A 24988-nucleotide genomic window follows, 5' to 3' on the forward strand; every position below is an offset into this window, starting at 1 on the left:
ACGCCTTGGACACAAATGCAGAAACGCATGGCGGTGATCTCGCCGGCATGCGTCCTATAGGAAGCCGCGGCGGATACCGTATTGCTCCAGCTTCCGATAGAGCGTCGGCCGGGATATGCCGAGCCGATATGCGACCTTGGTGAGATTGCCGTGTTCGGCCGCCAATGCATTCCTGATCGCCTGACGTTCTGCGTCCTCGAAACTGCGGACGTCGGCTTCCGGTCCGCCGGCGGCATTCGACGGAGCGTCCAGACGTGCGGACCAACTGCTGATTTCCGAAGGGATATCAGGCAATTCAACTGTCCTGCCGTCGGTCAGGACATGCAGTCGCTCCACCAGATTTTTCAGCTCTCGGACATTGCCGGGCCACGAATAGGCAAGAAACGCGTCAAACACCTCGTTTGCGAACCTCAGCGGCGCGCTTCCCTTCTGGTCGGCGATCTTGCGGTTCAGATGTTCGACGAGCAGAAGGACATCATTGCCGCGCTCTCGCAATGGCGGGATGCGGATGGAGACGGTACTGATCCGATAGAACAGATCCCGACGGAAGCGCCCCGCCTCGACTTCCTGTTTCAGGTCACGGTTGGTGGAGGCGACCAGACGCACGTTGACAGCGCGGCTGCGACTATCGCCAAGACGTTGCACCACGCGTTCCTCAAGGACGCGCAAAAGAAATGGCTGGATATCGATGGGCATTTCGCCGATTTCGTCCAGGCTCAGAACGCCGCCATGGGCCAGTTCGAAGACGCCCGGCTTTCCTTCCCGCGATGCGCCGGTAAAGGCTCCGGCGACGTGGCCGAACAGTTCGCTGCCGAACAACTCCTTGGTGATCGCGCCGCAGTTGAGCGCAACGAATGGGGTCGTTGAAGTGCCACCCTGACCGCCCAGGTGGACGAGGCGCGCGAACAGCTCCTTGCCAACGCCTGTCTCTCCTTCGATCAGCAGCGACGTGACCTGTTCGGATTGTGCGACCCGAGTGGCGACATCGACGGCGGAAAGCAGGGCTGGACTCTGGCCGACAATTGCGGAGGCGGCGTCCCGCAGACGCTGAGATATGGCGGTCCCCGGGACGATCGATATGCTGCTCCTTCTTTCTATCGTCATCGGGAACAGCAAGGCAGCGCCACGAAGATCGCCGTTGAGCTTCAGCGGGCTGACATGGCAGGATCGCAGTTCCTGGGGAAGGGTTGTCGTGACGCTATCGAGAAAGCCGGAGTCCGTGAGCTCCGGCAAGCGACAGTTTCTCGTTCCGTGGCGGATGCCCTCGGCAAGGCGTCTCTTCTGCGCGCCGGGGACATTATTGCTGTATATCGCCCTTCCATGCCGGTCGATGATCATCAATCCGTCCGTGGAGCGATAGTTGTTTGCCGAGGAGATGAACGCTTCCAGCAAGCGAGCCCGTTCCTCCTTCTGAGAATCGGCGAGTGCCATCTCGATCTCGCGCGCGGCGGCGGCGACCAAGGCTATATTGTGGGGACGGAAGATGTTAGGGGGGCCTGACAGATCGACGACACCGATGGTTCTCCCATCGAACGGATCACGGACAGGCGCACCGGCGCAGGTCCACGACTTGATACCGGCGCAGAAATGTTCTGCAGCATGGACCAGGACGGGTTCCCCGGTCCATAGTGCCGTTCCAATCCCGTTGGTGCCGACGACATCTTCTGTCCATTTTCCACCCACAGCCAGATGGATATCCATGCCGTCATAGATGGTTCTCTTGTCGCCGATGGCGTCGATCAACACGCCGTCGCTGTCCGCCAGCATGAGCATCGCGCCCGTGCCATCCAGCAATTGACCGATGGCGGAGAACGATCTTTTCGCCGCCGACAACAGTTCGGCGCTGGCACGGGCGACATTTTCAACTGCGTCCCTGTCGCTTTCGAATGGTGCTTCCTGTTGCAATGCATCGATGCCACCGGTCGCGCAGCGGCTCCAGGAATCATGGATCGTTGACCGCACCAGAAACTCTGAACGCGGATGCTCCTGGTCTCCCGACAGCAGCGTCTCCCAGGCGCGCATCGTCTTTCGCTCGTCATAGCCCAGATCGATGGTGGCCAAGCCCGCCGACGCCATAGGCCTTCGGGTTTGAAGCGCATTGATACTGTTCTTTATCGTGTCCGGATCTTGTTTCATGCGGATATCCACACTCCAACCTGGAGAAAAAGGATTCGTCTGCGAACGCCTTTCTGGAATCGAAAGGAAGATGGCCTCTTGGTCAGGAGTGGCTGATGCCGAGTCTCGCGCCGATGTCGGCAGCAAGCCTTTCCTCCGTATAGGTGGTATCCAGACATACGCCATCGATTGCCGACAAAGGTTCGGCAATCGTCTCGTCCACTGGCGCCAGAAAGCCGTTGCCCTTTGTCGCAAGGAAGAAAATGTCGGTGCCGTCCCGTCGGCGGATATCGCCGATATGATGGAGCTGCCGCGCGGAGTTCATGTCCATTATAATGACGCGGCCGTTCCTGGTAACCCGGACATTTGCCGATATCTCAGCTGAAGCCGGTCGGGCGCCACCAACGTGGATGATCAGCCCCTTCGTCTGCGGAGCGATTTGAGGTTTTTTCGATGCGGAATAGTTTCCGCCGCTTAGATGGTCAGCGAGCTGCGTGATGATGCCCCGGTTATTGTTGATCAACTGCCTTAAGGGCGCGTCTTCACGACGCGGACCGTCGCGTTTGGAGATAATGTCGACCATGAATCCTCCCAGATCCTTACCGAACCTATCGGCAACCAGTCCTCCGCGCGAAGCTTGGCATACGTCTGCAGCTTCACTGACAGACTAATATATGCCATGTCCGGAGGATGCGGGTAGCAGCGGGGTGCCACACCGAAAGACGGCGTGCCGTCTTTGGCGAGGTCTTGATACAAAACGATCCCTACGCCTACTCCGCCGCCATGATTTGAGGCGGTGCTCGCTCTTCCGTGTGGCTATCGCCATTGATGAGATAGATCAGACAGCTTGTTCTCAAGAGAGAGGCAAAATTCGATACGGATCCATGTATCGTCAGCGCCTCATCATGCAGAATTGACAAAAATCGCGGCGTGGACATTCCCTGACTCAAAGCCATGTCGTCGATCAAATCCCAAAAGGCGGCTTCAAGTTGAATACTAGTGGAATGGCCACCAATCCGCACGGAGCGGTTAATGGGGCGATAGCGGCCCGGATCCTGTCCGGCAAAAAGCCTGCACATGACATCTTCCTCCCATATGCCTGATCGTAGCCACTATGCGTCGATGTTCAATCCCAGTCAATTTTTCGGCTCTGTTGCAGAGAATGACGCCGAGGGCAAATTGAAAAGTGTTACCCATATCTCCGGTGTAAAACGTCACCTATGTCGACAATGGTAGCTTCGTCCCAATTTTGGAGGCTTGGTCTCGCCCTCCATCATCCTCTATCTGTGATGTATCCATTCAACAGGCACCTCAATGCAAAGCTACGCGTTTTGTCGAGTGGGGGGCGGGCGTCTTCTCCAAGGTTGACAACAAGCGACACGCCGCGCGCATCATGTAGGGTGCCGCATTGCCCATTCGACATAGGACGTGACTCAGCGCCACCAAAAAGCGTGCGTTCCTTCGGCTATCTGATGAACCGTTGCCGCGACGAGGCAAAGGCGTTCGTGGCCATTGGCGAAAGCTTCGCCGCGCACGAAACAGTCAACCACTCCAGCAGTCAATATGTCCGGGATGCCGTACACGTCAATTCAGTTGAAGGGTTCAATGCTCGGGTCCGCAGAACCATTGAAGGGACTTCAATAAAATGTCGCTTCACATTGTCGTCTTCCAGGCAGTCTCTCGCCGTGTGGCAATAAGAGCGACATCATTAAACAGTTATTATACGAAGTTCAGTATTTTTAGCTAACATTTCAATATCGAGCTTTATTGGTGAAAAACGATGCTTTCAATTCGTAATGTTCTCGTCACCGTATTCGTGCTGATCAGCTTGGCGCTTAGCGCAGTTGTTAGCAAATCCCTTTATCAATCCTACGCCGATTACACGACGTTCAAAGGAGTGGCGAACCGCACAGCGGTCGACAAGGCGCTGTTCACCATTCTCCTGAACTACCGATTGGAGCGGGGCCACAGCGTTACCGTCCTGACCGCTGCGTTAGGCACGGCAAAGAGCACGCTTGAGATGGTTCCAGGCGATCGTACCAAGGTGGATGCTGGCGTCGCCGATCTCCTTGCCGCGACCGCATCCGTTAACGATTCGCAGCTTTCGCCGCTGCTGGCCAAGATCAAAAGCGCTTACGATACCAATTTAGCGCTGCGCCAGGAGGTTGACCGCCAGTCGGGATTGCCACTTGAGGCGCGAGACAAGGCGCTCAGCGACAAGCTGATGTCGTTCGGTGCCGGCTTTCTTGGCGATCTTGAAGCGGCCTCGAATGTCACTGAGGCAGGCATTCGCTCGCTCGACAACTCCTTGATGGACCTCGTTCAAATCCGTGCCAATGCTTGGGCGACCCGGGCTTCGGTCGGCGCGGCTGCGCTCGTCATCAACAAGGCGACCGCCAGTGGCAAGCCGTTGTCACAAGCAGAGATCCTGGAGATGACTGCCGGCTTGGCCCGCTCAGTATTTGCATGGTCCCAGGTCAAGACCCTGGTCAATCATCCAAAGACTGCCGACTCATTGAAGGCAGCGTTAGCCAATGCCGAGGCGACCTATTTCAGCGGTCCGTTTGCCGACATGCGCGATGCGATCGTCAAGAGCGTGTCGAGCGGCGGCGTGGCCGGCGTTAGTCTGGACGATTGGCAAGTCGGAAGCACGAAGGGTCAGGCGAGCATCGCCGACGTCGCATTGCTGGCAATGGTCGTTTTGAACGATACGGCCAATGATCTGGCATCGGCCGCTTTGCAGGGAGTTATTGCCTATAGCACGCTCCTGATCGGTGCATTGGCGATGGGGCTTGCTGGGTTGGTTATAGTGGTTCGCCGCGTCGTCGGTCCGATTGGAGCGCTCACGCTTTCCATGCAGAAGCTGGCGCAGGGCGATTCTGATCTGGCGATTCCCTTTGTCGAACGCAACGACGAAGTGGGTAATATGGCCGTTTCCCTTGAGGTCTTCCGTCAGGCCGCGATTCGCAACAAAGAGCTGGAAGCAGGTGCGCAAGAGAACCGCGTTGCCGCTGAGCGGGAACGGATCGACACCCAGCGACGGGCGGAAGCGGAGGCTGACGAGCGCCTGTCGCAGGCAACTGCCTCGCTTGCGGCCGGCCTGAAGCGCTTGGCGTCCGGAGATATGTTATGCGAGATCGAGACGCCGCTTGCGCCGCAGTTCGAGACACTGCGCCATGATTTCAATGTATCTGTACGCCAGTTGCGTGAGGCGCTGCAGAGCGTCGAGGGATCGGTATCGACCGTAAGCAGTGGTGCACGCGAGATTTCCGCCGCTTCCGATGACCTGTCGCGTCGCACGGAGCAACAGGCGGCCTCGCTCGAAGAAACAGCAGCTGCCCTCGAAGAGATCACGGCCAATGTCGTCTCAACGTCTAAGCGGACCGCCGAAGCGCGCGACGTTGTACGTGAGGCGCGCGTGCGCGCTGATCGTTCTGGCGCTGTCGTGCGCAATGCGGTGACGGCCATGGAGCGCATCGAACAGTCTTCGCGCCAGATCGGCCAGATCATTGGAACCATCGACGAGATTGCATTCCAGACCAATCTTCTTGCACTCAATGCCGGTGTCGAAGCAGCAAGAGCGGGCGAAGCAGGCAAGGGTTTTGCTGTCGTCGCTCAGGAGGTGCGCGAACTTGCGCAACGATCTGCAAATGCGGCAAAGGAAATCAAAACGCTGATCGGCAATTCTGCAGCAGCCGTCGGGGAAGGTGTCAAGCTGGTCAGCGAGACCGGGGAGGGACTTGGCGCAATCGAGGGCCTCGTCCAGACGGTGAACGTGCATATGGATGCGATTGCGACCGCAGCCCAGGAGCAGTCAGCCGGGCTTGCGGAGGTCAATACCGCTGTCAACCACATGGATCAGGCGACGCAGCAGAATGCGGCGATGGTGGAAGAGATGAACGCATCAGGTGCCGGTCTAGCACAGGAGAGCGTCAGTCTCGAAAGTCTGCTCGGCAACTTTCAGCTTGGAAGCCATCTGGCCTCAAGTCTGAGTCAGGCGGCAAGCCGCCTGCGGGCACCGGCCGCACCCGTGCGCTCACCAGTCCGAACTCCAGTCGCGATGTCGCGGCGCGCAACGGCAACCTCGGCCGCTGCAGAAAGCTGGGAAGAATTCTGAGCGCCGCCTTGATTTATTGAAGGACGAAGGGGGATAGGGCTTTTCCGCGTATCGAATGCGTAGTTTTACACCTAAGCGCTTGTATTAGCGGAAATAAGCCTAGCCTCTACAGCTGATCCCGAATGAATTGAACAAAGAAAAGCCCCGTTGCCGGTTCCGGCAACGGGGCTTTTCTTTGTGTCTCCGTCAGAGCGCGCCGTTCTTCGGAGGGATGACGTCGTTCAGGTGATAGTTGCCGACGACGTGGTATTTCCAGCGGACCGGGTCGTGCAGCGTATGGGTACGGGCGTTGCGCCAGTGGCGGTCGAGATTGAGGTCCAGTTTGACCGATGCAGTCCCGGCAAGTTCGAACAGCGTGTTCGTCGCTTCGATGGCGATTTCCGTCGTCAGCACCTTGGCTGCCGCGACCGCCAGCGTCGCCTCCACCACCTTTTTTTCCGTGGTCTCGACCTGCGCCGCGTCGACCTTTCGGCCGGCGCGTTCGAGGGTCGCGGTTGCGGCCTCCAATCGAATGGCGATCTGTCCGATCCTGGCAATCGTCAGCGGATCGTCTGATGCACGCTCGACGCCACTGTCCATCCAGGGGCGCGACTTGGTTCTCACGAAATCCAGCGTTTCGGCGAATGCGGCTCTGGCAATGCCGAGATCGATGCCGGCATGGATGATCTGGCCAACCGAGCCGATCGTCGTCGGCCGCTCGAAACCCTTGTGATGGAAAACGGCACAATCGGCATTGACGTAGACATTGTTGAGTACAGTGGTGCCGCTGCCGGTCGTGCGCTGCCCGAAGCCGTCCCAGTCGTCGATGACCTCGACGCCTTCCGTGCCCTTCGGAACGAAGGCCATCACCAGCTTGTCGTTCTCGTCGAGCGCGAAGACCGTGACCCAATCGGCAAAGAGAACGCCTGTCGAATAGAACTTGCGCCCATTGATGCGGTAGCCCGGGCCGTCGCGGGTGATGCGGGTATTGTAATGTCCGACCGTCTTCGTGCCACGTTCCGACAAGGCGTTGCCGAAGCGGTCGCCGGCCAGTGCGCGGCCGAAAAAGTAGCGCTTCTGCTCCTCCGAGCCGTCGACGCGCAATGCTTCCAGGATATAGAAATGGTTCTGCGGGATCTGGCCGATCGAGCCGTCGGCCTGCGCCAGGATGGCGGTGATTTCCGCCAGCACGGTATTCGAGACATCCAGGCCGCCATACTCCTCGGGAACCGTGATCGCCAGCAGTCCCGATTGCGACAGGGCATCCATCTCGGCAAAGGGAAGTTGCCTCTCGCTATCGCGATCGGATGCTGTGGAGGCAAAATGCGCGGCAAGCTCGCGAGCGACGGCCAGCGCCTGCTGCTCAGTCTCAAGCAACGTTGCCTGCGGATGCGTCGAGTTGAGATGGTGCAATTGCGCGTTCATAGGCGGACTCCGGTTTCATCGGCGCCACGATGCAGCATTCAAAGCCGCGCTTCGAGGAAAGGCATTTCGTTTTTGTGGAGGGCCCCAGTTCGTGATTTCTTTATCTATAGAATAGATAGATAATAACTGCGTTCGGAGTGATGTCTCACATGCGCGTTAACTGCGCCTGCCGGTCACAGGCGGCCCGTTCGCCAATCGTCAAAACGGGCATGCGCCAGGGCAAGTGAGGCGACGAGGGGCGTGAAACGATGGAAAGGTAGCGAGCGGGCGGGCTGAAGCGGGATCGGCAGGGACTCCGCTGCTTCGCCAAGTGCCAATCTGGCAAGTACTTGACCCAGCTGAGCCGTCATGGCGATGCCACGGCCGTTGCAGCCGATGCCGCCGAAGAAGCCTTCATCGAAACGATAAAGGCGCGGGAGGAAATCCGGCGTCATGATGGCAAAGCCGGTCCAGACGACTTCGACGCCCGGATGGCGCGGCAGACGGAGTTCGGACACAAGACGGTCGACAACGGCGCGGCCGACGCGATCGAAGGCGCCTATCGGATTGATGGCCATGCCGCCGCTGATCAGCCTGTTGTCACGATCCAGCCGGTAGGTGAAAAGGTTGGAACGCGTGTCACCCACCGGGCGCCGGTGCGGCGCGATGCGAGCGACAGTCCCGGTGTCGAGCGGCCTGGTTGCCACCTGATAGACCCTGAGCGGCACGCCGGTGCGTCCCATGCGCGCCGCAATACCGCCGGTGAAGGCATTGGTGGCGAGCAGAACGCTGTCTGCCTCGATTTCCCGATCCGCGAAAGAGACCCGCCAGCCCCCGCCATTTCGGGCGATGCGCTCGACCCTTGTGTTCTCTCGGATGATGCCGCCACGCCGCATCACGGCGCGCGCAAGCCCATAAAGATAGTTCAGCGGATGGATGGTGCCGCCGGAATGGTCGATCAATCCGCCGGAATAGATATTCATTCCGGTTTCGGCATGAATCTCGCGCGCCTCGAGGAATTCGACGGGGCGACCGAGCTGCGTCCAGTTGCGAGCGCGCTGCCGCAGGATATCTGCCATGTCTTCGCCATAGGCTGGCTGCAGCCAGCCGGTTTGCGCGGCATCGCAGGCGATCGCTTCCTCGGCGATAGTAGTAAAGACCTGGTCGGCTCCCGCCCCGACGAGCGACAGGAGAGCATCCGCCTTGCCGCGAGGCAGTTTCTGGCGGACAACGGCCGGGTCGGCCTTGGCAAAATTGGGGACCACGAAGCCGGCATTCACGCCGCTTGCGCCGGAGCCTAGCTGTCCCGCCTCGAGAACGGTGACGGAGCGGCCGGCGCGGGCAAGATGGAGTGCTGCCGTCAGGCCCGTGAAGCCGCCGCCGATCACGAGCACGTCGCAGCGTGAAGGCACGTCGTGAGCGAGGTCAGGGGCTGGGCCTGCCGTCAGCGTCCACAGCGTTTGGTTGGGGGGAGCAATATGGTTGGACATCGGCGAGCGTTCTTCCAAAGCCTATGCCAGGTAGCCGTTGCCGAGCGGGTCGCTCGGATCGACAAGAAGGGTGCTTACGGCGGTAACCCAGGCGCTGCCCTCAACCTCTGCCACTATGGTCGGCTGCCCCGCTTTTGAAGCGCCGGGCCTTGCGACACCGTGATAGATCGTTCCGACGAGCCCTTCGTTGACGAAGCGCTCGCCAAAGCCGAGCTTGCCTTTGGCGACCAGAGTCGCCATGCGGGCGCAGGTGGCGGTGCCGCATGGCGAGCGATCGAAGGAGCCGGCCGCCGAAATCGGCGCGTTGCGGTGTTGAGCCTGCGGATGGCTCGGCGCATCCGTCCAGACGATATTGCCGATGACCGGTGCTATCTGCCCATCCGTGCCCGTGTCGCAAAGTCGCGCGGCGAGTGCATCCCTGACGACGGATGCCGCCGCGATGAGCTCCTTGATCTTTGTGACATCAATGGTCGTCCGCGCGGCCGAGACCGGCAGGAAAGCATACCATTGTCCGGCATAGGCGAGATCGACCGCGACCGCGCCGATGTCGGGAAGGTTTAGATCGACCGTCTTCAGAAAATAAGCCCCCTCGAAGACAAAGGCGACCGATTTGCAGTGGCCTGCTTCCAGCCGGGCGCGGAGGGGAACCCGGCCGGCCGGCGTTTGCAGGCCGAATTCAAACATGCCGGTAAAGTCTGGTGTCGGAGGCTGCACGAGGCCGAGCTCAAGCAATGTCGTTGCGGTCCCTATCGTCGCATGCCCGCACATGTCCGGATAGGCGGCGGCATCCATGAAGACAACGCCGAACTCGCCCCCGGGCCGATCCGGATGGATCAGTGCGACCGAGAACATCGAGCGATGCCCGCGCGGCTCCATGACCGAGACGGTCCTGACCCAATCCCGTTCATTGCGGAGCATGTCGCGCGCCACCAGCGGCGACATGCCTGCTTCCAGCCCATGTCCGGCAAGGATCACGCGCGTCGGCTGGCCGCAGGTATGGGAATCGACGACGTCGAGCACGCGCTGGTAGCTATCTCGATATGTCAGCCGCTGTAGGGAATTGCTCAAGGATTTTCTCCAGGTGAGGCGCCCGATGGGAGCACCTCGCAGTTTTTGTCTAGGCCGAGCTCGAGCTTACTTGAGCTTGCCCTTGAGCGCCGAGACGTCCTCCATCGTCATTTCGCTGTCGGTCGCCACCTTGCCGTCGGCGATCTTCCAGAGGCGGAACGGGCCGGTTATATCACCATACTGATCGAAGGAGACCGGTCCGATGACGCCCTCGTAGCGGATCGGCTTGCCGTCCTTGATGAGGCCGAGGCCCTTGGCGAACTCCTCCTTGCCGGCGTAGATCGGCGTTCCCTTCGGATCGACGACCTTGAACATGGCATCCTTGAGCTTGGATGTGTCGTCGCCGGCGATTGCCAGCGCAAGCCCGACGATAGCGCCGGCATCATAGGCACGGTCGGCGGCCGGATTGGATGGCTCGATGCCCGAGAAATCCTTGTAGTTCTTGTTGAAATAGTCCGTCGACGGCGTCGGTGTCGTTCCTGAAGATGTGCCATAGGCCTCCTTCAGATAGTCGGCGCCGACGGAATCGATGAAGTCCGGGCTGTTCATGCCGTCATTGAGCAGGAATTTCTGCGGACCGCCCTGGGAGATCCAGGTGCGGGTGATCGTTGCGCCATCGACCGGCGTGCTGACGAGATAGAGGCCGTCCGGGCTGCCGGCCATGCCGGCGGTGACTTCCGACGCGTAGCTCGATTGCTTTTCATTGTAGGGCGTGGTCGAGACGATCGTACCGCCGAGCGCCTTGTAGGCTTTGGAGAATTCCGCGACCATGTTGACGCCGAAGTCACTGTTCACGTGGATGATCGCCAGCTTCTTGAAGCCCTTGTCCATCGCATATTTGGCGGCTGCGATGCCCTGCAGCGAATCCGAGGTGATGGTGCGGAAGAAGATGCCGTTGGTCTTGCCATCGCGGCCGAGCGCCGTCAGCGTCGGCGAGGAGGCGGCCGGCGATACCTGCACGATCTTGGCAGGCGCGGTTACCGAGGTCAGGATCGGGATGGTCACGGAAGATATAATGCCGCCGATGATGGCCGGCACCTTCTTGACCTGCACGAGCTGCGTTGCCGCATCGACGGCGACGTTGCCCTGGCTCTGGCTGTCGCGCGTGTCCGTCACCAGATCACAGCCATGCACGCCGCCGGCGGCATTGATGTCGCGGAAGGCCATCTCGACGGATTTTGCGCCGGCCTGGCCGTATTCGCCGGCCGGGCCGGTCAGTTCCATCACCAGGCCGACGGTTACCTTGCAGTCGGCGGCATTGGCAGCACCGGCCGCGGCCAGGAGGGCCAGCGCCGTCGTGATCTGAAATATCGTTTTTTTCATCTTTGTTCCCCTTGTTCGGTCAACGATTTTCATTGCGGTTTTTGAGAACCTGTCAGTTGTCCGGCACCTGCAGCCAGGTTTCATGCAGATGCTGCCATTCGACGCCATCGGGCGCCGATGAACTTGCGGTAAGGAGAGCGCTTGCCTGGCGCCGGCTATGTTTGCCGGCGCGCCACTGCGCTTCCACATAGGTCAGAACGATCGTATCCGCCGTCTCGAAGCCGGCGCTGATATCGGTGATCTCGATGGTAAAGTCGCCGCGATAGGTCGCGCGGTTTGCGCGGATCAGCTCGATGGTCTCCGCGCGGCTGAAGAGGCGCCCGCTCGGCGGGATCATGTGGAAGGCCTGGCCGAAGGTGCGCTCGCAACGGGCAAAGTCGACGCCATGGGCGGTGGCTGCGTCGTACCACTCCTCGAAGAAGCGATGGAAGGCGAGGACCTCTGCGCGGGCCTTCTGAAAGAGCGGCGATTCCTGGCTCATATCTTCCCCGCATTCAGGTTGTAGTGCATGATCGAGCCATGTCTGCCGTTGCGATCCCGCTCCAGCGTGTAGACGTCGCCTTCAGGTCCTCGGCTTTGGCCGATGATGGCGGCGATCTGCCTGCGGTCTTCGTCGTCAAGCGCGATGTCCATGATTTTCGCATTGGCAAGCGCATGTGCCTGATTGCGGGCGCCGACGATAACTGCGGCCACTTGCGGCTGCTTGAGCACCCAGGCACTGGCGATCGTGGCGATATCGACCTCATAACGATCGCCGATCGTTTTCAGCGTTTCGAGCAGTAACTGGAACAGGTCCCAGCCGCCAAAATCGTCGATGATCAGCTTGTATTTGACCAGTGACCGGTTCTCGAGCGGCATGTCGGGTTCAGGCTGCCCCAGCCATCTGTCGCTGAGGAAGCCGCCGGCCACCGAGCCATAGCACAGGAATTTCACGTTCTTTTCGGCCGCCAGTTGCGACAGGCCGTTGAGCGGTCGCTGGTCGAGAACCGAATATTGCAGTTGCTGGCTGACCAGGGGGATGCCGGCTTCGAGGATTTTGGCGATATGCGGCGTGTCGAAATTCGTCGTGCCGACATTTCGCACCTTGCCTTCGCGGCGTGCCTCATCGAGCCAGCCGAGCGCGTCGAGATAGCCGGGCAGTGCATAATCCCACCAGTGGAACTGCACGAGATCGAGCTGCTCGGTCCTGAGCTTGCGCAGCGATTTGTCGACGATGCCGCGGATATAGTCGCGGTTGATCGTGGCAAGCTTCTCCAGATCCGGCACGAGCTTGGTATGGACGTTCATGGCTCTTGCCGCTTCCGCGCCACGTTCGTTGCGAAGCCGCTCGCGCGCCTCGCCGATCAGCTCCTCGACCCCGGTATAGATGTCGGCGCAATCATAGGTGCGGATGCCGACGTCGAAGGCGGCGATCAGATCGGTGACGGCCTGGGAGCGATCGACGGCGCCATGTCCTCCGGCCAGCTGCCAGCCGCCGCGGATGACGCGCGAGATCGAATATCCGGGGCTCAGTTCGAACGTCTTGGCACTCATTTACGATCATTCTCCTTCAGGCAACGGCTCGGCCGTCGTTTCGGCATGGCTGAATCGCCTTTTTCCCGTCCTGACGATCCGCAGCCGGCTCGCGCAATTCGGGTCGGGACAGGCGATTTCCGCATCCGAGGTCATCCAATCATTCCTATGGGTCGGCCGTTGCTTGGCCGCCAGAAGTGGCAACACGGCCGAGATCGAATAGATCGAGAAGCCCTGACCCGGTGGCAGCGACAGCATCTCGCCCTTCAGCTCGAAATAATCGCCAGGCTTGGCGCCGCAATAGATCGGCTTGCCCTGGGGAACGACGGCCTCGATCCTGAGGTCGAAGAGTTCGAAACTGTCGTCGCTTGCCGTTGCCATCTCAGATCTCCGCACGCTCGAAGGTGACGTCGCAGGCGCCGTTGCGGCGAATAATGCCGCAGGCGGCGGCGAACTGCTCGCGCTCCTCGGGTCTGACCTGCGCGACGACGCTGCCGGCAAGCCAGCCGATCGGGAAAAGCAGGCGCGCGCCCTGTCCGTAGAACAGGCCGATGTCGAAGATCGCGTCGGGATTGCCGCCCCACATGCGCGGCGGAACATAGCTCAGCACGACATCGCCGGGCTGCGGTGTCAGCGTCGCGTTCTCGGCCGGCAGGGCGGCGGCATAGGAGGCACCCTTCAAATGTGCAGGCGGGATCGGGCATGAGATCTCCGGACCTGTCCACATCGCATGAATGCCGGGAACGATGCGCGCTTCACTTAGATAATCCCAGAGAAAGGCTGCATTGTCCGGCGCCTTGGCGTCGAGCAGCGGCGCGAAAACGCTAAGGCTGGAGCGCGGTTCGGAAATCTTGATGGCGCGTCGGCTCATGCGGGTATGCCCTTCTTGGAATCGGCTTCCAGCTTGTTGCGCAGGAACACAAAGGGGCGGCTGATATCGGCGACCAGCGCTTCGCGTGCTTCCCTGGCGTTCTGTGCAGCCATCGCCTTGACGATTGTGCGGTGATAATGGGCGGTGTCGACCTCGCCCGCCTCCGAAAAGGCATAGATGGCGACGCGGATGCATGGGCCTGACTGCAGCCAAAGGCTCTCGATCATCGGGATCAGCACGGCCGAACCGCAGGCGCGGTAGATCTCGAAATGGAAGGCCTGGTTGAGCGTCACCTCGCGGTCGACGTCCTTCTTGTGCTTCAGCGCGCGCATCTCGTCCCATTCGCTGAGCATGCTCTCGATGGTGGCGATCTGGCGCGGGGTCATGCGGGTTGCCGCCAGCGCAATGGCTTCGCCCTCGATCAGGATGCGCGCACGCAACAGGTCGTCCATGCGCTCAAGCGTGATCGGCGGCACGCGCACCGAGCGGTTGGGAAGGGCCTCCAGCGCCTTTTCGGTGATCAGCCGGCCGAGGGCTTCACGCACCGGCATGGTGCTGGTCATCAGCGCATCGGCGAGCCCCCGGATCGTCAATACCTGGCTGGGCTCGAACAACCCGCCGATCAGCGCGCGGCGCAGTTCGGAATAGACGCGATCCTGGACGGTCTCGCGGCCAACGGGCGCAAGCTGTGCGGCAATCGGATCGCTCTTTTCGGCGGTGGCCTTTTGCATTCGAAGTCCCTTTTTTGGCTTGCGGAGTGGATTAAAGCTGATTAGCGTGATCAATGCAAGTGTGATCACAAATCAAATAATCAGGGAGCGGCTACGACCGTCTTCCGGCCAGAGGGATCTCATGAGTACGACAACTGAACGGCAAGGGGAGGAAGCCCGGCCTGTTCTGACGGCCAAGAATGTGGTGCGACGCTTCGGCGGCGTCACCGCCGTAAACGACGTTTCATTCCATGTGCGGCAAGGCGAGATTCTCGGCCTGATCGGCCCGAATGGTGCCGGCAAGACGACAATGTTCGATCTCCTGGCCGGCAGCGTGGCGCCCAGCAGCGGCGAGATTATTTTGAACGGCACGTCGGTCGCAGGCGAGCCCGCGCATCGCCGCATCGGCCGCGGCCTTGGCAGGACGTTCCAAATTCCGCGCCCTTTCCCCAATTTGACGCTGCTCGACAATGTCATGCTGGCGGCGCAGGGTCAGGCCGGCGAGCGCCTGCTGTCGAATTTCCTACGGCCCTGGAAAGTCGCCGCGGAGGAAAAGGCGGCTCAGGCGAAGGCCATGGAACTGCTCGACCTCGTCTACCTGACGCGGCTGACGCATGAGCCGGCCAGGGTGCTTTCGGGCGGCCAGCGCAAGCTTCTGGAGCTTGCCCGCATCATGATGGCCGATCCCGCGCTCATCCTGCTCGACGAGCCTGCCGCCGGCGTCAATGCGACCCTCCTGGAGACGATCATCGACCGTATCCGCGATATCAACCAGCGCGGCGTCACCTTTCTTCTGATCGAGCACAATATCGATATGGTCACGCGCCTGTGCCATCGCGTCCTCGTCATGGCGAGCGGCCAGCTTCTTTGCGAGGGTACGCCGGACGAGGTCGCCCGCGATCCGCGCGTCATCGAAGCCTATCTGGGAGGCGCGGCATGAGCGAGCCTGTCCTCATCGTTCGCGATCTCGTCGCCGGCTACGAGCCGGGCGTGCCGATCGTGCGCGGCGCTTCGATCACGGTGGCTGAAAAGGAGATCGTTGTCGTCCTCGGCCCTAACGGTGCTGGCAAGTCGAGCTTCATCAAGGCGATTGCCGGCCTAGTGCCGATCGAAAGCGGCAAAGTGGAACTCTCTGGCAACGATATAACGAGCGCGCCTGCTCACAATATGGTGCGGCTCGGTCTCGCTTTCGTGCCGCAGACGGAGAATGTCTTCCCACTGATGTCGGTGGATGACAATCTGAAGGTTGCCGGGGGCATCTTGAAGGCGAAAGAGGTGCCTGTTCGTATCGAGGAAATGTACGCAACCTTCCCGGATTTGGCCCGCCATCGCCGCATCGCGGCCGGCAATCTCTCGGGCGGCCAGCGGCAGATGCTGGCGGTCGCGCGCGCCTTGATCGTACATCCAAGGTTGCTCGTACTCGACGAGCCATCGGCAGGTCTTTCGCCCAAATTCGTCTCGATGGTCTTCGATATGCTGACCGATATCCGCAAGTCGGGCGTCACCATTCTTCTCGTCGAACAGAACGCCAAGGCCGCCCTTTCGATCGGCGATCGCGCCTATGTCCTCGTCGAAGGCAAGGACAGGCATGAAGGGGTTGCATCCGAGCTGTGGAACGACCCCGTCGTCGCCGAGCTCTATCTCGGCCAGCGTCCGGCGGCTTCCGGAACAGGAGGTGCGGCATGAACCTGCAATTCATCGTCGATGGCTTGCTGACGGGCTCGATGATCGGCCTTGGCGCCATCGGCGTGACGCTGACTTATTCGATCCTGCGCTTTTCCAACTTCGCCCATGGCGACTTCATGGCTTGGGGCACCTATGCGACCCTGGCCGTCGTCAGCGCCATTGGTGCCATCTTCGGCAAGGTCGCGCCGATCGGGCCGCTTTCCTTCGGCTGGCCGTTGATCGTGGCCGTCATTGTCGCCATGGGTTTCACCGGTCTGCTTGCCTTGTCGCTCGACAAGATCCTGTTTGCCAGGCTGCGATCCAAGGGCCAGTCGATCATCGTCGTCATGGCGAGTTTCGGTGCCTCCATGGCGCTGCGCAGCCTGCTCGAATTCCTCTTCACCTCGCGGCCGACCTATTTCAGCCGCGCCATCCAGATCGCCATGCCTGTCGGCTTCGGCATTCGCATCACGCCCGACCAGATCGTGCTTCTGATCGTCACGGCATTGCTCGTTCTCGGCGTGCATCTGCTGATCACGAAGACGCAGACCGGCCGTTCCATGCAGGCGCTCAGCCAGAACCCGGCGCTTGCGCGCGTCGTCGGCATCGATGTCGCCAAGGTCGTTCGCGTCACCTGGCTGATCGGCGGCGGTCTTGCCTGCGTTGCCGGCGTCATGATCGGCATTCTCGTGCAGATCCGTCCGCTGATGGGCTTCGACATGCTGCTGCCGATGTTTGCCGCCGCCATTCTCGGCGGCATCGGCAGCGTGCCGGGTGCTGTTCTCGGCGGCCTGATCATCGGCCTTGCCGAGGCCGGCGCGGTGCAGCTTATCGGCGCCGAATGGCGCGCCGCCGTCTCCTTCATCATCCTGATGGCGGTGCTGTTCATCCGGCCGATCGGCCTTTTCGGAGTGAAGGAGCGATAATGGATATTCTTGGCTATGGCGCTTTCTTCCTGACGACGGCGCTGATCTTTTCCTTCATCACACTGGGGCTGAACCTGCAATGGGGTTTGACCGGTCTCTTCAATGTCGGTCTTGCCGGCTTTGTCGCCATCGGGGCCTATACGTCGGCGCTTCTGACGACTCCGGACGCCGTCGGTCGCTTCGGCGGGTTCGATCTGCCGATCGCTGTCGGCTGGCTCGGCGGGATGATCGTCGCCGGTCTTGCGGCCGCCATCATCGGGGTCGCGACGCTCCGGCTGAAATCGGATTATCTTGCGATCACCACCTTCGGCGTGGCTGTCGTCGTCCAGCTCGTGGCGTTGAATGCACAAAGCCTGACGGGCGGCCCCTTCGGCATCGGCTTCATCCCGCGTCCCTTCGCAAGCCTTGCCGAAACGCCCTTGCTCTTCAATTTTGCCAATCTTGGCGTCGTGGCAATCGTGATGCTGATCGTCTATCTGGCGCTCGAGCATTTGTCGCGCAGTCCCTGGGGACGCGTGCTGAAGGCGCTCCGCGAAGATGAACGCGCCGCCGTTTCTCTCGGCAAGAGCGCCCGCTTCTATCGCGTGCAGGCCTTTGCCGTCGGCGGTGCCATCATGGGGCTTGCCGGGGCCATACAGGCGCATTTCATCGGCTTCATCGCGCCGGACAATTACGTTCCGATCCTGACCTTCCAGGTCTGGGTCATGCTGATCGTTGGCGGCTCGGGCAGCAACAAGGGCGCGGTTGTCGGCAGCATCCTGGTCTGGGCGATCTGGGCGGGGTCCGGCGCGCTGACGAGCGCGCTTGTCTCGCCGGAACAGCAGGCGCGCGCAGCGTCCTTGCAGATCGTGGCGATCGGCGTGATGCTCTGCATCATCCTGTTGGTGCGTCCCGGCGGGCTCTTCGGTGATATGCCGCGGCGTCGGCGTGCGGCCGCGCGGCAGCCATTGCCTATAGCAGACGAAAGCGGCGCCTCCTGACATACGCGGAAAGTGGGAGCTGTTGTTTCCACGATATCGCCGACATGACAGATGCAGGCTTAACCGATCCTTGATAGCATCGGCATGCAGAGGCAATCCTGCGTCGCCAGCGCGGTGAGGCGTTGGACCCCAAACTGGTCGGTTGATGCCGCTGTCGCGCGAGTGTGGTTTTTGGCGAGGATCGACGAGAAAGTATATGGTTTCATATACAAAATTTCATTTACATATAAACTGAAGTATGATGATCTTGATGCGCCGGTGTCCTTATGGCCGGCTGCAATGGGGAGCACGTCGCGCAGGCGAAATATCATACAAACAAAACGGGGAATGACCGGATGCCTTATGATGTCATCATTGTCGGTGCCGGAGCGGCAGGCGCAGTGCTTGCCGGTCGGTTGACGGAAGATCCAAGCAAGAAGGTGTTGTTGCTGGAGGCTGGCCCCGACTATCGCAGCAGCGAGCAGCCAGCCGAAATGGAAAGTCCGAACCCGTTCAACCTCCTTTTGCCGCGCCGCTTCCAGGAAGCCTACATGTATCCGGATCTGATGGCGCGCCGGACGAACAGGCAGCCGCATCGCGTCTATTGGCGCGGCAAGGGCATGGGCGGCTCGACGGCCGTCAACGGTCAGATTGCCATTCGCGGCCTGCTTCATGCCTTCGACCGCTGGGCCGATATCGGCTGCAACGGATGGTCCGGTACCGATGTGCTCCCCTTCTTCAATCGGCTTGAGGACGATCCTATCGATGCGGACTACCATGGTCACGGCGGGCCGACACCGATTTATCGCGCGCCCGTCGATACATGGGGCAATGTCGATAGGGCGATGCGCGACAGTGCGCTTGCTCTCGGCCATAGCTGGAACGACGACCTGAACGATCCTGAAGCTGAAGGCGTGTGCTGCTATCCCATCAACAGCCGCAGTGGCAAACGCGTTTCGGTCAACGATGCCTATCTGGAGCCGGCGCGCGGCCGTGCCAACCTGACGATCGTCGGTTCGGCCACCGTCGATAAGGTCATTCTTGATGGCCGCAGGGCGACGGGGGTGAGTGCCATCGTCAATGGTCAGGCGAAGACATTCCTCGCACCGCTCGTCATTGTCTCGGCTGGTTCCATTCACTCGCCCGTCATTCTGCAGCGCTCCGGCATCGGCCCGGCGGCATTGCTTAGAAAACGCGGCGTCGAGGTCGTCGCTGACTTGCCGGTCGGCGAGAATTTCTTCGATCATCCCTACTGCCGTATCGAACTGAAGCTGAGGAGCGAGTTCAAGGCGACTGATGTCAATGCACGCCACACCAATTGCTGTGTGCGCATGAGCTCGGGCCTGCCGGGAGCGCAACGCGACGATATTCTCTTCGTATCAATGAACCATGGCGGTATCGGCGTCGAATCCGACAGCGCCCAATTCGGCGAGGCAATGATCAATCTGATCCTGATGGAGGCCAAGAGCCGCGGCTCGGTCGGCCTCCGCTCGGTCAATCCGCTCGATCAGCCTGTCGTCGAGGAGAACATGCTGTCCCATCCGCTCGATCTGGCGCGCATGCGCACCGGTTACCGCCATCTGGGTAATATGGCAGCGCAGGCACCGATCCAGGCCATCAGCGAAGGCATATTGCTCGGCGATTCCGATCTGCCGCTCTCCTGGCTCGACACCGCCAGCGACGTGGCGGTGGAGGATTTCCTGCTGACCCAATCTTCCGATGCACAGCACGGTATTGGCGGCTGCAGCATGGGGCGTGCCGGCGCCGGCGTCGTCGATCCGGAATGCCGCGTCAATGGTTTCGAAGGCCTGCGTGTCATCGACGCGTCGATCATGCCGCTCGACTGCCAGGCCAACACCAACCTCACCACCATCATGATCGGCGAGAAGATGGCCGACAGCCTGCGCCGGGCTGTGCATTGAGAGCGGAGGGCGAACGCATGGCGATGGATGCTTACGAACGACTGAATGCCCTGGGGCTCGCGCTGCCGAAGACGCCGAAAGCGGCTGGCAATTATATTCCTGCCAAGTTGTGCGGTGAGATGCTCTATCTCGCCGGGCAGGGGCCGCGCCGGCCCGACGGGTCTTGGTGTGTCGGCAAAGTCGGCAAGGATGTCGGCTGGGAAGAGGCCTACCAGCATGCGCGCCTCGTCGGCCTGCAATTGCTCGGCGTCGTTCACGATGCTGTCGGCGATCTCAACCGTGTCGAGGTGATCAAGCTGCTCGGTATGGTCAATGCGGCTCCCGAGTTTGTGGATCATCCCAAGGTGATCAACGGGGCATCGGATCTGCTCATCGAGGTGCTGGGCGAAGCGGGCCGCCATGCTCGTTCGGCCGTCGGGATGGGATCCTTGCCGAATGGCATCACCGTTGAGATCGAGGCTATCCTGCGCGTGCTGCCGCGCGACTGATTTTTGACTGTTTTCCCCAACTGGCCTTCGTTTCCTCTGTGTGCGAAGGCCATTTTTTTATTGCGACCTGGCGTGTTGCCGGGCCGGTAGCATTCCTGCTTATCGCGAAATATCGATCGTCATCGTCTTCAGATCGCACATTTCCATGAGTGTGTGCCGGCCGCCCGTGCGGCCAAGCCCGCTCTGCGTTCCGGCCGCGCCGCCGGCGGGAATATGCGGCTCCCAATAGCAGCTTTTCTCATTGACGTTGACGATGCCGACGCGAAGGCTTTCGGTAAAGAAGAAGGCCCTCTTGATCGTGTTGGTAAAGACCGCCGCCGACAGGCCGTAGGGGCTGGAGGCCGCGAGTTCCAAAGCCTCCTCATCCGTGTCGAACGTCAGCACCGGGGCGACCGGGCCGAAGGATTCCTCGGTGTTCAGAAGGCTCTCGCGTGTCAGTCCCGTCACGACAGTCGGCTCGAAATAGAGGTTGGTCGGCAATCCTGCGGCTATGTTGCCTCCGGTCACGACGCGCGCTTGGCGGGCATGCGCGTCGGTCATGTGGCTCAGCATCTTGTCGAGCGAGGCTGCATTGTTGAGCGGCCCCATCGTCGTTGACGGATCGAAGGGATCCCCCATGCGCACCTTGCCGGCGGCCTTGATCAGCCCGTCCACGAAGCGATCATGCACGGATCTGTGCACGAGAACACGCTCCGTCGCCGTGCAGATCTGTCCGGCATTGGCAAAGCAGCCCGCGCCGATCTCCGCCGCCGCCATGTCGATATCGGCGTCGGCAAGCACGATGGTCGGACCATTGCCACCCATCTCGAGCAGCAGCGGCTTGCCGGCACCACGGCGGGCGATCGTCGCTCCGGTCGCCGAGCTGCCGGTGAAGCCGATCGCATGCGTGCCCGGATGGATGACCGCTTCGTCACCGACCTCCGCGCCATCGCCGAGAACGAGGTTTATCACTCCATCAGGCAGACCGGCCTCGATCATGAATTCCATCAGCGCTACCGCGATCAGCGAGGTCGTCGGCGCCGGGACCCAGACCACCGTATTGCCGGTCGCGACAGCTGGGCCGAGATAATAGAGGCAGGGTAGGGCCGCCGGGAAATTCCACGGCGTGATGATGGCGAAGACGCCCTTTGGCTGCAGGAAGCTGAAGGCGCGCTTGTTGGCGTCGGCGACCGGGAAGGCCGCCGTTTCCAGCCACTTGATCTGCTCGGCAGCATTGCGGAAACCGAGCGCTGCCGCGGCAACTTCGCCCTTGGCCTCGGCGTGGAAAGGCTTGCCTTGTTCGAGGCACAGGAGGCGCGCCAGTTCCTCGGCGCGGCGATCGATTTCATCGGCTATCTTCATGCAAAGGGCAGCGCGCGCAAAGACGCCCATCTTTCGTATGGTCTCGCGAGCTGCCTCTGCAGCAGCCACCGCGCGCCCGACATCGGCGCGGGTCGATAGCGCCAGATAGCCCAGCCTCTCGCCCGTTGCCGGACTGTCGATGGCAAGGAAGGTGCCGGCGCTGCCGGCGACCCATTGTGAACCGATGCGGTTCTTGCCAACGCGCGCGCCCGCTTCCGTCTCGCTGACGATCGGCATGCCGCGCAGGTTCGGACCGTCGATCGAGGATTTGAAATGGAATGTCATGTAGGCCTCCTGTGACCATAGTCCTTTTGGATTTTGAGGATTGTGGCGCGGCTGCGCTTGACGGCGGCGGCAAACAGCGTTTCGCCCGCTTGTCTCGATGCCTGCGAGGGTGTGCCGATGACGCCGTTGTCGCGGATTGTCTCGAACGGCCGCCAGACGGTGACGGCTGAGCCGGCGAACAGATGCGGATCCGGCCAGGAGGGCGGTGTCATGCCCTCCGGTATCAGGGGTTCGCGGACGCTTTCCGGCACGACATGCATCATCAGGGAGGTTTCGAGCGCACAGGCATGGCCGGTGCCGCCGGCGGCATCGGGCAGGACCTTGGCCGCCACGTCGGCGATAAGGTCGAAATAGGAGAAGCCGGCTGACGTGATGCCGCGCTGGCCGAGCTTGGTGATCGCGACCTGTATGGCGGCGCGGTTGCCGCCATGGCCGTTGAGGATGACGGGCAGAAAGCCGTCTTCGGAAAGGCATGTGCAGAGATCGACCAGAACGGCGATGAATGTGTCGGGGCTCAGGCTCATCGTGCCGGCAAAGGCGCGATGATGATGCGAGGAGCCGTAGGCCAAAGGCTCGCAGACCCGCATGCCCTCTTCGCCCTCAGCCGCAGCGAGTGCAACGGCATGGGCAAGCCAGATATCGACGCCGAGCGGCAGGTGCGGGCCGTGCTGTTCGACCGCGCCGACAGGCAATATTGCGACCGGCCTTTTCGGCCCGCTCTTGCTAAGCGCCTTCGCGTCCGGCGAGGTCATGAAGGCAAAGCCGGCTGTGTGCTTGGTGGTGGCATCGTCACGAGAGGAGGTCATCGTGAAGCCTCCACAAGGCGCGCCTTCGCGTGGGTCATGGCGGCGTCGGCGAGCAATGCCGCGATGATGATCGCGCCCTTGTAGAGCTCCAGGCTCGATGGGTCCGTGCCGAAGATGCGCAGGGCCGTCGTCAAAAGGCTGACGATCAGGGCGCCGACGACGGCACCCCAGACCGTGCCGCGCCCGCCGAAGATGCTGGTGCCGCCAAGAACGGCCGCGGCGATCGCATCGAGCAGCAGTGATGTTCCGCCGATATTCGGTGTGACGACGGGAACCCGGCTGATCATGATGAAAGCCGTCAGAAACACGAAAAGGCCCGACGCGCAGTAGACGAGGATAATGTGCCTGGTAACCGGGATGCCGGCCAGTTCCGCAGCTGCGGCATCCGAGCCTAAGGCATAGGTCCTGAGCCCGAATGCGCTGCGGCGCATCAGCACGGCGGCGATGAGGATGATGGCGAGCGTTGCGAAGATGACGTTCGGTATGCCGAAAGTGCGTTCGATGCCGATGAACTTCAAGGCCGGTTCCCGCAGCACCAGCACGCCCTTGGAGGCGACGCCGAGTGTCGCCCCCTGCAGCGCCACCATGGTAGCGAGCGTCGTTACGAAGGGCGGGATTCTCAGCAGCGCGATGACGAGGCCATTCACCAACCCGACAAGGAGCATGACGACCAGCGCGATCACCAGGGCGGCTGGCAGGCCGAGTCCGGAATCGATCAAGGTCGCGATCAACACGGCGCAGAAGGCAACGCCGACGCCGGCCGACAGGTCGATACCGGCGGTCAAGAGCACGATCAGCGCGCCAAGGGCGAGCACGGCAACCGGTGTTGCCTGCGACACGATATTGATCAGGCTTTGGGTCGAGATCACGCGCGGATCGGCTGCCGAGAAGACGGCCAGCAGCACCGCCAAGAGGATGACCGGTGAAAGATCGAGGATACGCCTCAGCCGCAGATTGTTTGTCGTCGTCATCGTCTATCCCGCCTCAAATGTGCCAATCTTCTACCGCTTCGCGCTTGCCGGTTTCGACACTGCGCAGGATGGCGTCATTGACGGCAACAGCCCTCAAGGCATCCTCGACCGGCATGACGAAGGGCTTCCCGGATTGGACCGCAGCAATGAAATGCCTGACTTCCTCGTAGAGATCGCCGACGATATGTCCGTTCGTCGTCGGCCAGTGCAGGCTATCAGGCAGAGACCAGGATCCGCGCGACAGCAAGCGCAGGCCATGGTCGCGCACGTCGAGATCGATCAGGCCGTCGGTGCCGACGACTTCGGTGCGCGCCCATATGCCAGTGGGTGCGGCTTCCGGCAGCGTCCAGCCGAAATAGAGCTGGCCGCTCATGCCGTTGGACATCTCGACCGTCGAGAAGATCGCGTCCTCCGAAGCGACGCCGAGAGAGGGCATGAGCTTGGAGACCGAGCGCGAATAGACCGAGGTGATGTCGGCGCCGCTGATCCATTGCAGCATATCGATATCGTGAATGCCGAGGTAGAAGCAGACGCTTGACTTGCCGTTCATCCGTTGGCCGACATCACGTTTGGTGAAGCGGCCGCTGCTGGCATGGATCGGCTGGCCGATGCGGCCCTCGCGCACAGCGGTAGCTGCCTCGCAATAGCGGGGATCGAAGCGAAGAATATGGCCGACGAGCAGGCGTGCGCCGCTCTTTTTTGCCGCTTTTGCGATCGCCTTGGCCGCATCGAGCGTGTGAGCCATCGGTTTTTCGAGGAGCACCGGCTTGCCTGCCTCCAGGAGTTCGCAGGTGACGGCCTCGTGCAGCCGGTCGGGCGCCGCGACGATATAGGCATCGGCCGCACCGGCGCTGAGCGCGGACGCCGCATCGGCGAAATGTGGGACACCGAATTCGGTTGCTGCCTGCCTGCCGAGTTCGACATTCGGATCGATGATGGCGGAAACTTCGGCAAGGTCGCTGTCGGCCACCACGCGAGCATGCAGAAGTCCCATGAAGCCGGCGCCGACGATCGTTATACGCAGTCTGCTCATTGA

At 61.2% G+C, this 24988-nt stretch carries 23 protein-coding genes and 1 pseudogene; 8 read left to right on the forward strand and 16 right to left on the reverse strand.

Annotation, left to right across the window (positions count from 1 at the left end; translation table 11 throughout):
- Nucleotides 1-54 precede the first annotated feature (54 nt).
- The 3 genes from JTP94_RS19140 to JTP94_RS19150 form a co-directional block, all read right to left on the reverse strand.
- Nucleotides 55-2136 carry a sigma-54-dependent Fis family transcriptional regulator gene (locus JTP94_RS19140; RefSeq protein ID WP_204852035.1) on the reverse strand — a complete coding sequence of 694 codons (2082 nt, stop codon included), beginning with the start codon at nt 2134-2136 and terminating at the stop codon, nt 55-57.
- 82 nt (nt 2137-2218) lie between these two features.
- A complete protein-coding gene (locus JTP94_RS19145) occupies nt 2219-2698 on the reverse strand; it encodes a hypothetical protein (protein ID WP_204852036.1) in 480 nt (159 codons plus the stop codon).
- A gap of 187 nt (nt 2699-2885) precedes the next feature.
- Entirely contained in the window at nt 2886-3194 is a 309-nt protein-coding gene (locus JTP94_RS19150) for a ribbon-helix-helix domain-containing protein (RefSeq protein ID WP_034511084.1), read from the reverse strand.
- Nucleotides 3195-3581: 387 nt separating this feature from the next.
- Between JTP94_RS19150 and JTP94_RS19155 the strand changes: the two are divergent.
- Together JTP94_RS19155 and JTP94_RS19160 are read left to right on the forward strand one after the other, a co-directional pair.
- Nucleotides 3582-3812 (forward strand): annotated as a pseudogene (locus JTP94_RS19155) (transposase); the annotation flags it as partial.
- Nucleotides 3813-3895: 83 nt separating this feature from the next.
- Complete coding sequence (locus JTP94_RS19160) at nt 3896-6232, forward strand: methyl-accepting chemotaxis protein (RefSeq protein WP_204852037.1); 2337 nt, start codon at nt 3896-3898, stop codon at nt 6230-6232.
- Between the two features lie 186 nt (nt 6233-6418).
- Here the strand turns inward: JTP94_RS19160 and JTP94_RS19165 are convergent, their stop codons facing one another.
- The 9 genes from JTP94_RS19165 to JTP94_RS19205 all read right to left on the reverse strand — a co-directional run bounded on the left by JTP94_RS19165 (nt 6419) and on the right by JTP94_RS19205 (nt 14610).
- On the reverse strand, nt 6419-7636 hold the full coding sequence (locus tag JTP94_RS19165; protein WP_204852038.1) for an SfnB family sulfur acquisition oxidoreductase: 1218 nt from the start codon (nt 7634-7636) through the stop codon (nt 6419-6421).
- Between the two features lie 173 nt (nt 7637-7809).
- Nucleotides 7810-9105, reverse strand: a complete 1296-nt coding sequence (locus tag JTP94_RS19170; RefSeq protein ID WP_204852039.1) for an FAD-binding oxidoreductase — start codon at nt 9103-9105, stop codon at nt 7810-7812.
- Nucleotides 9106-9126: 21 nt separating this feature from the next.
- Entirely contained in the window at nt 9127-10173 is a 1047-nt protein-coding gene (locus tag JTP94_RS19175) for a proline racemase family protein (RefSeq protein WP_204852040.1), read from the reverse strand.
- 66 nt (nt 10174-10239) lie between these two features.
- The gene (locus JTP94_RS19180) at nt 10240-11496 is read right to left on the reverse strand and encodes an ABC transporter substrate-binding protein (RefSeq protein ID WP_204852041.1); all 1257 of its coding nucleotides are present in this window, start codon (nt 11494-11496) and stop codon (nt 10240-10242) included.
- 52 nt (nt 11497-11548) lie between these two features.
- Complete coding sequence (locus JTP94_RS19185; protein ID WP_204852042.1) at nt 11549-11977, reverse strand: hypothetical protein; 429 nt, start codon at nt 11975-11977, stop codon at nt 11549-11551.
- Complete coding sequence (locus JTP94_RS19190; RefSeq protein WP_204852043.1) at nt 11974-13029, reverse strand: aldo/keto reductase; 1056 nt, start codon at nt 13027-13029, stop codon at nt 11974-11976. The genes JTP94_RS19185 and JTP94_RS19190 overlap by 4 nt, the downstream gene beginning before the upstream one ends.
- Before the next feature lie 6 nt (nt 13030-13035).
- Nucleotides 13036-13389: a TIGR04076 family protein gene (locus JTP94_RS19195; RefSeq protein ID WP_204852044.1), complete on the reverse strand. Its 354-nt coding sequence runs from the start codon at nt 13387-13389 to the stop codon at nt 13036-13038.
- A 1-nt stretch (nt 13390) separates the two neighbouring features.
- Nucleotides 13391-13879, reverse strand: a complete 489-nt coding sequence (locus JTP94_RS19200) for a DUF3830 family protein (RefSeq protein WP_204852045.1) — start codon at nt 13877-13879, stop codon at nt 13391-13393.
- Entirely contained in the window at nt 13876-14610 is a 735-nt protein-coding gene (locus JTP94_RS19205) for a GntR family transcriptional regulator (RefSeq protein WP_204852046.1), read from the reverse strand. The genes JTP94_RS19200 and JTP94_RS19205 overlap by 4 nt, the downstream gene beginning before the upstream one ends.
- A gap of 121 nt (nt 14611-14731) precedes the next feature.
- Between JTP94_RS19205 and JTP94_RS19210 the strand changes: the two genes are divergently transcribed.
- From JTP94_RS19210 to JTP94_RS19235, 6 genes are all read left to right on the forward strand, one after another.
- Nucleotides 14732-15529, forward strand: a complete 798-nt coding sequence (locus tag JTP94_RS19210; RefSeq protein ID WP_204852047.1) for an ABC transporter ATP-binding protein — start codon at nt 14732-14734, stop codon at nt 15527-15529.
- Nucleotides 15526-16275 carry an ABC transporter ATP-binding protein gene (locus JTP94_RS19215; RefSeq protein ID WP_204852048.1) on the forward strand — a complete coding sequence of 250 codons (750 nt, stop codon included), beginning with the start codon at nt 15526-15528 and terminating at the stop codon, nt 16273-16275. The genes JTP94_RS19210 and JTP94_RS19215 overlap by 4 nt, the downstream gene beginning before the upstream one ends.
- On the forward strand, nt 16272-17180 hold the full coding sequence (locus JTP94_RS19220; RefSeq protein WP_204852049.1) for a branched-chain amino acid ABC transporter permease: 909 nt from the start codon (nt 16272-16274) through the stop codon (nt 17178-17180). Before JTP94_RS19215 ends, JTP94_RS19220 begins: the two co-directional genes overlap by 4 nt.
- Nucleotides 17177-18160: a branched-chain amino acid ABC transporter permease gene (locus tag JTP94_RS19225; protein ID WP_204852335.1), complete on the forward strand. Its 984-nt coding sequence runs from the start codon at nt 17177-17179 to the stop codon at nt 18158-18160. Before JTP94_RS19220 ends, JTP94_RS19225 begins: the two co-directional genes overlap by 4 nt.
- A 335-nt stretch (nt 18161-18495) precedes the next feature.
- On the forward strand, nt 18496-20061 hold the full coding sequence (locus JTP94_RS19230) for a GMC family oxidoreductase (protein ID WP_204852050.1): 1566 nt from the start codon (nt 18496-18498) through the stop codon (nt 20059-20061).
- Nucleotides 20062-20084: 23 nt separating this feature from the next.
- Nucleotides 20085-20549: a RidA family protein gene (locus tag JTP94_RS19235; protein WP_204852336.1), complete on the forward strand. Its 465-nt coding sequence runs from the start codon at nt 20085-20087 to the stop codon at nt 20547-20549.
- Between the two features lie 99 nt (nt 20550-20648).
- On the opposite strand, the gene JTP94_RS19240 is transcribed toward JTP94_RS19235, so the two are convergent.
- The 4 genes from JTP94_RS19240 to JTP94_RS19255 are packed head-to-tail and all read right to left on the reverse strand — an operon-like array spanning nt 20649 to nt 24985.
- Entirely contained in the window at nt 20649-22175 is a 1527-nt protein-coding gene (locus JTP94_RS19240) for an aldehyde dehydrogenase (RefSeq protein WP_204852051.1), read from the reverse strand.
- Entirely contained in the window at nt 22172-22981 is an 810-nt protein-coding gene (locus tag JTP94_RS19245; protein ID WP_204852052.1) for a creatininase family protein, read from the reverse strand. Before JTP94_RS19245 ends, JTP94_RS19240 begins: the two co-directional genes overlap by 4 nt.
- On the reverse strand, nt 22978-23952 hold the full coding sequence (locus JTP94_RS19250) for an ABC transporter permease (protein WP_204852053.1): 975 nt from the start codon (nt 23950-23952) through the stop codon (nt 22978-22980). The genes JTP94_RS19245 and JTP94_RS19250 overlap by 4 nt, the downstream gene beginning before the upstream one ends.
- A 13-nt stretch (nt 23953-23965) precedes the next feature.
- Nucleotides 23966-24985: a Gfo/Idh/MocA family protein gene (locus JTP94_RS19255; protein ID WP_204852054.1), complete on the reverse strand. Its 1020-nt coding sequence runs from the start codon at nt 24983-24985 to the stop codon at nt 23966-23968.
- Between the last annotated feature and the right edge of the window lie 3 nt (nt 24986-24988).

This window comes from Martinezella lusitana, assembly GCF_016901135.1.
Lineage (GTDB): Bacteria > Pseudomonadota > Alphaproteobacteria > Rhizobiales > Rhizobiaceae > Rhizobium > Rhizobium lusitanum_D.